Origin of the sequence: Leptospira ryugenii, assembly GCF_003114855.1 — a bacterium.
In the GTDB taxonomy this organism is placed as follows: domain Bacteria; phylum Spirochaetota; class Leptospiria; order Leptospirales; family Leptospiraceae; genus Leptospira_A; species Leptospira_A ryugenii.
On sequence record NZ_BFBB01000008.1, the window covers coordinates 852,368 to 864,628 of the forward strand.

General features: G+C 39.2%; 10 protein-coding genes. 3 read left to right on the forward strand and 7 right to left on the reverse strand.

Annotated features, from left to right (window positions below; genetic code table 11):
* The 4 genes from DI060_RS16690 to DI060_RS16705 are packed head-to-tail and all read right to left on the reverse strand — an operon-like array spanning window position 1 to window position 5,918.
* Complete coding sequence (locus DI060_RS16690) at window positions 1-2,010, reverse strand: 7TM-DISM domain-containing protein (RefSeq protein WP_108978048.1); 2,010 nt, start codon at window positions 2,008-2,010, stop codon at window positions 1-3.
* Complete coding sequence (locus DI060_RS16695) at window positions 2,007-3,971, reverse strand: sensor histidine kinase (RefSeq protein WP_108978049.1); 1,965 nt, start codon at window positions 3,969-3,971, stop codon at window positions 2,007-2,009. Before DI060_RS16695 ends, DI060_RS16690 begins: the two co-directional genes overlap by 4 nt.
* A complete protein-coding gene (fliH, locus tag DI060_RS16700; protein WP_108978050.1) occupies window positions 3,968-4,891 on the reverse strand; it encodes a flagellar assembly protein FliH in 924 nt (307 codons plus the stop codon). The genes DI060_RS16695 and fliH overlap by 4 nt, the downstream gene beginning before the upstream one ends.
* A 4-nt stretch (window positions 4,892-4,895) precedes the next feature.
* Window positions 4,896-5,918 carry a FliG C-terminal domain-containing protein gene (locus tag DI060_RS16705; protein ID WP_108978051.1) on the reverse strand — a complete coding sequence of 341 codons (1,023 nt, stop codon included), beginning with the start codon at window positions 5,916-5,918 and terminating at the stop codon, window positions 4,896-4,898.
* Between the two features lie 183 nt (window positions 5,919-6,101).
* Between DI060_RS16705 and DI060_RS16710 the strand changes: the two genes are divergently transcribed.
* Entirely contained in the window at window positions 6,102-7,580 is a 1,479-nt protein-coding gene (locus tag DI060_RS16710) for an aldehyde dehydrogenase family protein (protein WP_108978052.1), read from the forward strand.
* Window positions 7,581-7,632: 52 nt separating this feature from the next.
* On the opposite strand, the gene DI060_RS16715 is transcribed toward DI060_RS16710, so the two are convergent.
* Genes DI060_RS16715 through DI060_RS16725 form a run of 3 tightly spaced genes read right to left on the reverse strand, consistent with a single transcriptional unit; the run spans window position 7,633 to window position 9,332 of the window.
* Window positions 7,633-8,103, reverse strand: coding sequence for a DUF3291 domain-containing protein (locus DI060_RS16715; protein ID WP_108978053.1), 471 nt, complete (start codon window positions 8,101-8,103; stop codon window positions 7,633-7,635).
* Complete coding sequence (locus tag DI060_RS16720) at window positions 8,100-8,897, reverse strand: SDR family NAD(P)-dependent oxidoreductase (protein WP_108978054.1); 798 nt, start codon at window positions 8,895-8,897, stop codon at window positions 8,100-8,102. Before DI060_RS16720 ends, DI060_RS16715 begins: the two co-directional genes overlap by 4 nt.
* A 9-nt stretch (window positions 8,898-8,906) precedes the next feature.
* Window positions 8,907-9,332, reverse strand: coding sequence for a DUF2141 domain-containing protein (locus DI060_RS16725; RefSeq protein ID WP_167837037.1), 426 nt, complete (start codon window positions 9,330-9,332; stop codon window positions 8,907-8,909).
* A gap of 202 nt (window positions 9,333-9,534) precedes the next feature.
* Between DI060_RS16725 and DI060_RS16730 the strand changes: the two genes are divergently transcribed.
* Both DI060_RS16730 and DI060_RS16735 read left to right on the forward strand, forming a co-directional pair.
* Window positions 9,535-10,992, forward strand: a complete 1,458-nt coding sequence (locus DI060_RS16730) for an HD-GYP domain-containing protein (RefSeq protein ID WP_108978056.1) — start codon at window positions 9,535-9,537, stop codon at window positions 10,990-10,992.
* A gap of 143 nt (window positions 10,993-11,135) precedes the next feature.
* A complete protein-coding gene (locus DI060_RS16735) occupies window positions 11,136-12,239 on the forward strand; it encodes a bacteriohemerythrin (RefSeq protein WP_108978057.1) in 1,104 nt (367 codons plus the stop codon).
* Window positions 12,240-12,261 lie beyond the last annotated feature (22 nt).

Here is a 12,261-nt window from a genome sequence, read left to right on the forward strand (position 1 = left end):
TTATTTTTTCTTTTTGGGAAATTTGATTTCGATTGTTTTCATTTTATCATAAATTCTTTTAATTGTCACTCTCCAGTCTTCTTTGTTTGACTTTCCTTTCACTGGTTCAAGACGGCTAGTAGGAATCGATGGATTGAGATTGATTTCTTTGTTTTGCATTAAGGGAGCTATGGCAGAGATGCCCAAATCAATCTTTAGGTATTTCTTTTTGATAATTTTAAAATCGATTTTTGCATCTAATAATCTCACGATCTCAAGTATTATTGCCCATTTCACTTTGTTCGGGGTAAGTGTTTCGTAATTGGCTATTAAATCGTTGTACAATCGATAGGTGACTTTGGGGTTGGAGTGAAACAACAAAAACCGAAAGTGTACATTTCCTTTTAGGTCTTGAGTTATGATCAAATCATTATGTGAAAATTCTCCAAATGGAGGAAAATCCACCAGACGAATCACGATTGAATTCACCAAATCAAGACTGTTATAAATTTCTGTCTCAGGGTGAACCTTGATAGAGTATGTAATTTTTTCGTCGGGGATAACGTCATGAATAAAGCTAACAAAGTTTACTTGGTCTTTAAACGGAACTTCTTTCATCACTTCCAATCTAGAAAGTTCTATGATATCATCCATAATGGTATCGATGGATGAATGAACATTTTTTAATTCTTTAATGATAGCCTTTTCTTTGGATTTTTCGGAGACTTCTCTGAACTGCTGAAGTTTCTCTTTCATAATCGTAAGTGGCTGGCTGATCATCGCATCCATATAGAAAAATATTTTTTCCCTGAGTGAGTCTGCTTCTTTCAATCGATCAAATCGTGAAAGTAACTTTCGTTTCATGATCAGGAACTGAAATCTCAGTGCCAAAGTCATGGATAAAAGATAAAACAAGAAACTCGTTTCAAGCGAAGAAAGTGCGTTTAAGTAACCTCGTTCGATGGCAACTTCTTTTACAATAGCGTAAAACAAATAGGCGAGAGCAATTAGGTGGATCCATGCCCCACGTTTCTCTTCTTTGAGTTTTTTAATGGTAAGATAGATCGCATAAGATACAATCAGGAATAAATGAATGTCCCAGTAACCGATGAAGTTGTACCAAAAAACTGGCCTCGGAATAATTGCGAATACTAAGATAAAAAGGAACTGTAAACCCAGGTAAATTAATTGCAGACGGAAAATCTTGATTTCAAAAAAATCTTGAATGAATTTTATAAAAGCATAGGGCAGTACTAAGAGAAATCCATATTCAATGAGTTTAAAAGCAGTAAAATAATCCCCTATGAAAAAGCGCGCCTCATTTCTGGACAATTCGAAGGCAGAAAAAATGAGAGCAAGGATTGCAAAACTCTTGTACTCTTTTTTGTCTCTCATTTTGAAAAAATTGATAAAAAAGAAGAGAGCGATAAATAAATAAAATCCTACAAAAATAAGTTCGACTAAGGACTGATAGTTGAGTCCTTCAATTGCCTCTTGGTAAGTCAAAATTCTAACAGGACCTGAAATGACTCCTGCAGACGTGCTTAAATCCGAATCAATTTTGATAACGAGAACATTTTCTCCCTCCAAAATAAGGTTATGAGGGATAGGGTAGATACGCGGCCGACCGAAAGAATATTCCTTTGGATTTTGCCCGAAAGGAGAATTGTTTTTCCCAACGAGAACACCATTAATAAAAACTTCATCATTTTGGTAGGTTCTACCCAGTTGAACTGCCAAAGAAGTATCATGTTGCTCTTTGGTTACTTCAAAAGATTTTCTTAGCCAAATAGGCCCACGATAGGATCGATTTAGATTACGTAAGTTTCCCGGAACAGATGTTAGTTCTAAAGAGTTAAAGTTAAACTCATTGTTTAAGATTTCGGAAGATGGGTCAAAGAGTACACCCCAATCTTCACCTTCTAAATTGACTACGACAGATTTTTGGTCTATTGTCCGAGTACAAGAGAAAACAAATGTAAGTGAAATAAACAGAAGAAGAAAAATATTCTTTGAAGATAAGGCTTTCATTTTTTAAGCCCTTTCTCTGGGAATTTTATGATAAACTTTGCGCCCATTCCTTCTGCCGATTTTAATTGAACAGATCCACCTAAAAATTCAGCGGTTGCTTGTACCAAAGTAAGGCCGATCCCTGCACCTGGAATTTCACTTTTGCTCTCTTTATATCCTCTTACAAACTTTTGAAAGATTGTTTCCATTTCAATTTGGCTCATTCCCAATCCTTCATCCGCGACAATCAAATGATAGATTCCATTTTGTAAGTAAAATTCAATGCCAATTTCTGTTTTGATATCTGTATAAATATAAGCATTTTCTACAAGGTTTCTCACCATGACGAAAAGTAAATCAGAGGAAAGGTTTACCTCTAAATCTTTTGGTCTCACATCGATAGTCACATTCTTTCTTCTTTGGCCTAAATGATTTTCAATGGAGGAGACACAATCAGAGATGAGTTTATAAACTCCAAACTGAGATAGTGTAATCTGATATGTCTTTTCTTCTAACTGTTTCAGTAGAAGGGCTTCTTCAACCATATAGCCCATATAAGAAATATGATCTTCGGCCTGTTTGACGATATCATCTGTAGACATTACGCTTACGTTTGAAGTATTCTTTTTTGATTTGGTTTTCTTTGCCGGGGCAGCTTTGGATGGATTGGAAATTTTTTCGATGGCTAGATTGATTTTCTCCATGCCAGATTTGAACTCAGTCGAGAGGTTTAGCAAAAATCCTGTCTTAACTCTCTCCATCTGGATAAGTTCTTTCTCTTGTTCAATGAAATTTCGCAAACCTAAGACCATGTCATTTGATAGCTGCACACTGATCATGACCAAAAAAAGTAAAAAGCCTAAATAAATTGTACTTGGAGAAGTAATGATTTCCAGTGCAGACAAACTATCAATCAAGATGGTAGGTAGTAGGCATGCAAGCCCGATCAAGATAAACCGAAGTTTTATGATCATCTCCTTTCCGTATCGAATGAAGAGATAAGAAGCGAGTCCGACTGCAACAGGAAGTGCATAGTTGAAAAGAGCAATCACAAGAATCCATGATTTAGGCGTACGGAAAAATAAAGTGACTACAAATAGTACTGCTAAGTATACTTCATAGCCCAGGAGAACTAAATTTCTTTTTACTTTAAGGTATTGGTGAAGAAAGTTTAAAAAAAATGAAGGCAGACAAATTAAAAGTAATAACTCTACAACGTAGGAGTTTGTGAAACTTTCAAACATGATATTTCTATGTTGGGTTCTAATTAAAACATAGAAGCCTATGAAAATCGAAAATAGCGCAAAAAAGAAATTCTCGCCGGTTCGCCCCCTAACAATCGATCCAACTAAGAAATATATTCCCATAAATATAAAAACATAACCACAGACCATGGGAAAAATCTCTGCTGTAAACACAGAATTTCTAAGCTCTTTTTCATGGTAGATAACTGGTGCTTCTTTGAGTCCGTTCAAATTTGTGGCAGCATAAATCCGGAGAGCAATGGTATTGACTCCAGCTTTGAGTAAATGTGAGGGAAGGGAATAGATTCTTACTTTTTGAAAATCAACTTCTAGTTTAGGAATGACGGTTCCTGTTTGGTCAACTAATGTACCGTTCAAATAAAATTCGTCAATGTCTCGGATTCTTCCAAATTTAATCGCAACGGGTTCGACAGGTTCTGGTAAATTTTCTGGTAAAACAAATGTACATCGATACCAATGATATCCTGTTAGGTTTTCCGTCTTGGAGATTCCATAATCAGGAACAGAACGTTTTAACCAAAAGGTTTCCTCTACTACTTCATCTCGCCAATCTAAATTGTCGCCTTTTCGAAATTGCCAATCAGTTGATAACTTGATCGGTTTATCCCAAGAACCTATGAATGTACCACAAGCCTCGGCCGAAAGATTTGTAGGTAAAAAAATAGAAAATAGCAAAGCAAAAAAGCTCGCATGGAGTGGAGAGAAACGTCGGATCATATTGGTTCGACGTTTCTTATCGCTTCTTCGATTTCTTTGAGCTGAGTTGAAATACGAGCATCAATTGCACCAACATCTGTTTCAATGATGACACCACCTCGGTCAACTCTTGAATCTTCATAGATATTGACTTTTCTGAGAGATTCCATTAATTTGATCAACTCGTCTTTATGGGCAGTCGTAAGTTCTAGGTCAGCAAAGTTAACTCTGATATCAATACGATCTCTATCTTTGATTCGTTTCATTGCTTCTCTAATGTTATTCAATACGATTTCTTTTCGCTCTATGATCTCATCTTTGATTACTTTTCTCGCAATCACTAGAATCATCTCAACCATTTGTTTTTCGGAGGCAGCAATCATTTCTTCTCGGATATCAATCGCTTTACCGATGATAGTTCCCAATCGGTCAATCAATCGTTTGACTTCACCTTGGCCTTTTTTAAATCCTACTTCTCGACCGGCATCATATCCTTTCTGGTATGCTTCATGTTCAATTTCAGCCTGTTTCATTTCGGCTTCTTTGATCATCCGCTCTACTTCCATTTTTGCGCGATCTAAGATCTGTTCTGCTTTTGCGCGGCCTGAGTCTTCTTCTAATTTGATTTTTTCTTTGGAGTCCTGAATCATTTGGAAGGCTTTGGTTCGGCCTTCTTCTTCTATTTCCTTGGCTTGTTTTCTGGCATCTTCAAGGAGCTGTCGGACTTGTTCTTCTGTTTCTTGGCGGTAGCGAGAGAGTTCTGCTTCAATCTCTTCGATAGAAGGACCCTGGTATTGTTCGATGATATTTCCTTCTTGGTCTATCTCGAAATCATCTTGCTCATCGGATTTATGGAACTTTTTGTACTTATCTGGAACTTGTATTTCAACTTCTTCCTGTAAGTCGGCAATCTGAATGGGTTTGAAAACTAACTTTGCCATATCCTTACTTCAATCTCCATAATTTCAATTTACCGGTTTCGATCTCATCTCTCAATCGATCTAGGATCCCTTTTTGAGCTTCTTCTATTTCCAACAAAGAAACAGGCCCAAGTGAATCCCACTCCAATCGGATTTCTTTTACGAGCCATGCTTCCAAATGCTCAAATATAGAATCCTTAAATGAAGTTTCAACCCCCTTTAAGGCGCAAGCAATGACAAGCGGATGGATCTCTGAAAAAAATCGAGTCAAACTTGTCCTGCCCAAAAGAAGGAGATCTTCCAGACGGTAATAATGTTCTATTATAGTTTCGGCAAATGCGGGGCTTTTTTTCTGTAATCGTTCGATTAAATTTTGCGAATGTTCCCAAGGAAGACGACTAAGAAGGTCCCCTGCCGTTTTTGCCTTCCGGTTCCGGATCTTGCCAACGGGTGTTTTTTGTTCGATTAGCGCAGATTTAAATTGGTAGAAACGGCTCATTTCGTCGCGTTCTCGTTCGGAATGGTAATCTATATGAGCAAGGGAAAGGATGATCTCCTCTCGGACAGAATCCGGGTATTCGACCAGGATCTCAGAGGCCATTTCTGGTTCCGCAAAGGCTAAAATCCTCGCGATCACCTGAGGGGATTCATCCAAAGCCAAGGCAGAGAGCTCGGCTTGGCTGAGGTTTGCGATCGTTTCCCAAGCTGAACTCTGTTTTTCCTTCTCTTCTTGCCATACCGATTCCAAAAAATCGGCTATGGGAGCTGCTCCCGAATCGCCATAAAGGGAAAATTCTTTGTCATTGATGGGAACGGAGAGGGTTTTTGGTGCTTGGGCTGGGGGTTTTCGTTTTTGTAAGAATTGTGTGAAGGATAGTAAGAGGGATCGTTCTTCCTTGGCACTTGGCTCTCGGCGGTTTTTTTCTACCGTTTCGAGGAGTTTTTCAATTTCCTGATTGCTCAGGTGTTCGAAGACTTCATCGGGCAGGTAGGGGCCTAAGATTTGGTAGGCCATGGCGGCTTTGTTTTTTCCCTGCTCTGCCTTCATTTGCTAGACATAATACGGAATCTTTCTCCCTCGTACAAATCAATTTTTTTCTTTTTCCTTCGGAACATTACTTTTTCCAAGGCCGGGAAGACTTGGTAGTTTCTTTCATTCTAAATGTGACAGGACAAAAAAATTCTTGTCAAACTTGTGTAAATGAACGAGAGTCAGTAATGGGAGCCGGAAATGACACAAGCCACACTTAGTAAACCACAGCCAAACCAGATGATCCAAACCAAAGATGCCAAAAGTTATGCGCAAGCTGACATCCAACGCATCTTTGCCCTACAACAAAAGAAAGCATTGGAACTGCGGCTCTCAACGGCAAAAGAAAGGATCCAAAAACTAAAGAGATTAAAGGCGGCGATCTTCCAACACAAAGCAGAGATACAGACTGCACTCTTTGCAGATTTTCGAAAGTCCGCAAGAGAAGTGGATATTTCTGAGATTTTACCTACAATTGGTGAGATCAACGATTCTATCCGCCATTTAAAATCATGGATGAAATCCATCCATGTCGCCACGCCTATTACTCTTTTTGGTGCGAGTAGCAAAATTGTTTATGAGCCGAAAGGTGTCTGTTTGGTGATCGCCCCTTGGAACTATCCTTTTCAATTGGCTCTAGCTCCTTTGGCGGCGGCTATCGGTGCTGGAAATACTGTGATGCTTAAACCATCTGAGTTTACTCCCAATACAGCGGCTGTAATTAATAAGATCGTTAAATCAGCGTTTGCTGATGAGGAAGTTGCTGTTTTTGAAGGCGATGTCAGTGTTTCGACTGCTCTTTTAGAAATGCCTTTTGACCATATTTTTTTCACAGGTTCTACACCAGTTGGTAAAGTTGTCATGGCAGCTGCCGCAAAGCATCTAACGACAGTAACACTTGAATTGGGTGGTAAATCACCCACAATTATCGCGGAGGATGCAGATCTAAAATTAGCTGCCCAAAGGATCATGTGGGGTAAATTTTTGAATGCGGGACAAACTTGCGTGGCACCAGACTATGTTCTGATTCCTAAATCTAGTGTGGACCAATTTGTCCAATACGCAAAAGAAGCAACGGAGAAATACTTTGCCTCCAAAGAAGAAAACTTTGTGAACAATGGAGATTTTTGTCGCATCATCAACGCAAAGAACTTTTCACGTGTTACATCCTATGTTGATGAAGCTGTCAAATCTGGTGCAAAAATTGCCTATGGTGGAAAATTTGAATCAGGTCAAAATTTCATTGCTCCTACAATCTTGGTCGATGTTCCAAAAGATGCAAGGATTATGGAAGATGAAATCTTTGGGCCACTTTTACCCATCATCACCTACGATCATTTAGATGATGCTGTCCAACTCATCAATTCTAAACCGAAACCTTTGGCCCTCTATGTTTTTACTAGTAGTAGCCGAACTGCAGAATCCGTCCTAAAACGCACATCTTCAGGTGGAGCAGTCGTAAACGATGTAATTTTGCATTTGGTGAATTCGAACTTGCCTTTCGGAGGAATCAATCATTCTGGCCACGGAAGTTACCATGGATATTTTGGTTTTAAGGCATTTTCTCACGAACGATCTGTTCTCAAATCTCCGAAATTTTCTCTGCCCACATTGATGTACCCACCTTATACTAATTTTGTTAAGTATATCGTTGATACAACGACTAAGTGGTTTGTTTAACCTAAGCCCCTTTCGCCCTTCGGTTGGTTCCTGAATCACCCGAAGGGTTTTTTTATTCTGTTCTTCCTTCTTCTGAAAGCAGTCTTTCTGCTTCCTCCCAAGCAATGGGGATCTCTTTCCATTTTTTTTTGCCCCGATAAAATGTTCCTTTGCGAACCGCTGGTGCTCCTTCTTTCATTGCTCTCTCATGCTCTTTGGCATACACAAAATCTTCAAGGGCTTCTTCGTTTGTCCATACAGTCATGGTCCAGGCCCTAGAACCAAATACTTCCTTTCGAATCGATGCCCCTAAAAAACCTGGTCGGTTTTTTAGGTCATTTCGTACGGAAGAAACTCGATCCCAAAAGGTGCTGCGATCAGCATTTGTTCCTGCGATATCAACTTCAGTCAAAGCAATCAAAACTTCTGAATCAGGTTGAAGGTTGAATTGATTGATCTGAGCTGACTTTTGGAACGGTGAGGCAAAGGCACAATTCGATATCCAACTCGTCAGCGCAACAAGCAAAAAGGAAAATTCCTTCATGACTTTGCTCCTTTGGGAAAGATCATATCATGCATAATTTGCTGCAATAGTATGGATCTCATTTTTCTCGGCAAAGTGATCAAGGACCAGCCCAAAAACTTGGAAAGAAATCCTGGACGAATCGTCTCAGTCTTGCCGAGTGCTTTCAAACAAATCTTTGCGATCCCCTTTGAGGATTGTGCCATGGACATTTTCATTCCAGCTCGACTTCCGAATCCAGAAGCAACAGGCCCTGGCGCAACTGATAGTACGTCGATGCCTTTTGAACGGTATTCTCTATGGATACCCTCGGCAAAACTTTGGACAAAGGCTTTGCTTGCTGCATAGGTACTAGTCCAGGGAACCCCTTGGAAACCTACTAAAGAGCCAAATAAGATGAGACCTAGCTTCCGCTGTTTTTGGATACTCTTCTGGATGTAGTGATGGCTCATTTGGACCACCGAACGGCAGTTCAAGTCAACCATGTTCATCTCATTTTCCAATGAGAGCTCATGCAATGGTCCACCAGACCCAAAACCAGCCGCGTGAACGATCAATCCAAACGAAATATCCTTGGTTATCTCAAAGAGTTGGTTTATATTTTTAGATTCGCTTAGATCTAAAGACAATACTTTGGTATCTTTTGCACCCATCTTTGAAAGTTCCGTTTGCAAGGACTTTAGTTTGGTTTCATTTCTTGCGACTAGATAGAGTGAGAATCCTTGTCGTGCCAGCTCCAAGGCAAAGTCTTTGCCTATGCCTTCCGTTGCTCCTGTAACCAAAGCAAAATCGCCATATTTTTTTGTTAGTAGCATGTTGGTATCCTAAGGGTTTAACTTAATCGTAAGCTTTTGGTTTGCTTTCAAAGTAAATGATGCTTCTTGAAAGGTGGGAGGCCCGAAGGTATGCATGGGAGCATTATTGGAGACTCCCCATGGTTCTTTGGGATAACCGACAAGAGTGGAATCCATTTTTCCATTCGCATTCAAATCTTCAAGAACTGAGACTGCGTAAGTGTTTCCATTTAGGCCAGAAAATCGACAAATGGTCCGACCATCGGCTTCCACATTGGCTTTCGTATTCTGGTATTGTTTTTTGTTTTCCGTGGGAAAACCATCAGCCTGCACGAAAATACCACAGTGAATGGTAGATTGTTTTGATTGGCGGTTCTCGATTTGGACTTCAAGGTCCAAGGCTCCTAGATTTGCCGTCACCAAGACGAAAAAAAAGAAAGGAAAGATTTGTTTCATAGTCAACTCCTGTAAATGTAGACGATGTCTACTTGGGGAATGGCCAAACGATTCTAAAAAATATTGCATTTTATCTATTTTTTTTTTACATAAAGAGAAACCTGTTGTCTTTTAAGCCAAAAACTGACGTCCTGGTAGATGGTGTTTTACATAAGGACTCAATTCCTAGTAGAAAACACTAAAAACGTTTTGTAAGAGAACGATGTCAGAGCCTATTCAACCAGACCAATTGGTAAAGTTTGAGTTTAGCCAAGAGCTCCTCAATAGCTACCGTAAGACCAAACAAATCCCGATCGATCTTTATGATAAGAATGGAAAGATACTTATCTCCAAAAAAAAGAATCCTACTGAGGAGGACTTTGGAAAACTTCTGAAGTTCGAATTGAATGGTGCCTATTATCTAGCAAACGATCAAAAAAAAGTCAGACCTTCATCGGAAGCGGCCATCAATCCGAAAGAGGTCAAACTATTTGATCCGGAAAAAACTACAGAGTTTGCTAAGCAGACCCAACAACTCATCGAAGAACTAAAAAAAGAAAACATGTCCAACGAACACGCATTACGTGTTCATAAGTCTGTTAATAACATTTTAGATGATTTCACCAGTAACCCTGATTTTGAGCATGGGCTTTTTAACATTTTGGAGATCTTATCCACTGCTGGGGTTTCTGTTGAATCTGAGATGATGACAAAACGAACCATCGTTGCCATGGGAATGAAGGTACGAACCAAAAAAATCGTACCTGATGAAGATAATAAACCCAACAAAAAAGATCATCTCCATATAATGACAGCTAGCTTTCTTGCGGATATAGGAAATTCTAAGATAAATATTCCAGATAGGCCAAATCTTTCCAAAGAAGATTATCAAGCGATCCAACAACATCCTATTTTAAGTTATCTGATGACTTTGTCATCTAGTGAAATTTCGACAGAGATTCGTACCCTCGTTTTGAACCACCATCGTCCCTTCCGTGGAACAGGCCTGAACAATAACTTCCCAGATCCAAAAGTTGTCTTCAACAAACTAATGATTGTTAGGGATAAGTTCTTAAAAGACTTAAGCAAGGCCATTATCATTAATGATATAGAATACCAACTTAGATTGCAGGAGACCAATGTAACGCCAGTTAATTTTGAGGAGGACATTGCCATTATATCTTTAGCAAGTGAATATGCCTCCTTAACCTCAGCTCAATCCTGGAGACCTGCCTATAGCTCACTGACTGCACTTAAGATGATTGTAAACGATTCATTTTTTTCATATAGCAACAAGAATATTCGCCACCTCTTAGATTATGTGGGATCCAGCTTAACAAATAATGAAAACATCATAAGTCCTGGTGATTACGTGATCACTGCCTCCATTGATTCCGAAAAACAAGCTCACTTTGATGTATGCCAAGTCTTAGAGGTTGATCGATTCCAGACTCGGCCAAAGATCCAAAGAATTTGTACAATCAAACCCATTTTCAAACGTGGTAACCGTTACAACATCTCAGATTTTGATAGCAATGACATCAGAATGGACCGTCGCAGAGCCATTATAGACCTTGCTGGGCAAACCTCAAGCACCCAAAGGATCATTTATATCGTAGATCCATCCTTAAATGAAAAGCTATATGATTCCATTAGTAAAATAGCGAGGACCCAAGCTTAGAGCAATTCTAGGTGAGATTCTTTTGATGCTGAAGTCAGGTCGAATTTGTCGTATTTTTTGGGATAAGAAAAATATGCCGTCTAATCTATGTTTTCCTAAAAATCAAATGACTTGATCTGCTTTTGGCTTAAGTTGGATATAAAATGGTTCGTGACCCATCCCTTCACCTGGAAGATTTAAAAAAACTTTGGTTGAGCAAACCATTTCAACTCGGAATTCCTATCATTGACTTACAACACGTATGGTTGGTTCACACAATCTTAATATTAGAAGAAGCTTTGGCTGATGTAAGTTTGGATTCGTTTCGGGAAGATGTCAGGCAGGCATTTACAAACGCGCTTCAATATGTTTCCGAACACTTTGCACTTGAAGAAGACTTAATGGAACATTTCAATTATCCAGGGTTTTCGGAACATGTGGAAGGTCATAGACAATTTGTGGCAAAGTTAGCTGAAAAATTTGCAGCAACTGAAGAGGATGAAGTGGCGGCCCTCGGTCTCTTGCAAATTCTTAAAAAATGGTTATTACAACATATTCTGCATGATGATTCTGATTATGCAGAATTTTTCAAAAAGAACAATATCCGAATCAATGCCTACAGCAACGAGATTCTTCGGGAAAAGAAATATCGTATTTCCAAAGAGCAATTGCTGATCTATCAAAACGTTTGCAATCAATTGGATAAAGAAACAGTAGAGACAAATGAGTCGACCGATATAGTTTTCGATATCAGAAAGATATGGAGAACTTATGACTTAGTTACTCATATCCCGATCATAGACCTACAACACATTTGGCTTCTCAAAATGATTGTTGAATTGGATAGAGCGATCTCTGCAGGAGACATTGAGAAAGAACAAGTGCAAAAATTTCTCAACCAAGCGATAGCCTATACAAAGGACCACTTTATGGTTGAGGATAAAATCATGCGTCAATTTCGATACAATGATTTCGCCAATCATATGAACCAACACAAACGTTTTATAGACTTTGTCCAGCTACGCAATGAAGAAAATAAGATGGGCGGAAAACAAGCGGCCGCACACCTTGTGCAAGATTTACGAAACTGGCTACTATCCCACATCGCGTTTGAAGATAAAAAGATTGGCATTTCACTCCAAACAAGGGTGAGAGACCTTTCTGAGTTTACAAAAAAAATGCACCAGAATGGAGAAATCCAGATCACAGGTGAGCAGAAAAACCTCTACAAAGCAGTGGTGCAATCAGACCCCCAGGAGCTACACTAGGGTTTTTCAATTGCCAAGGGAA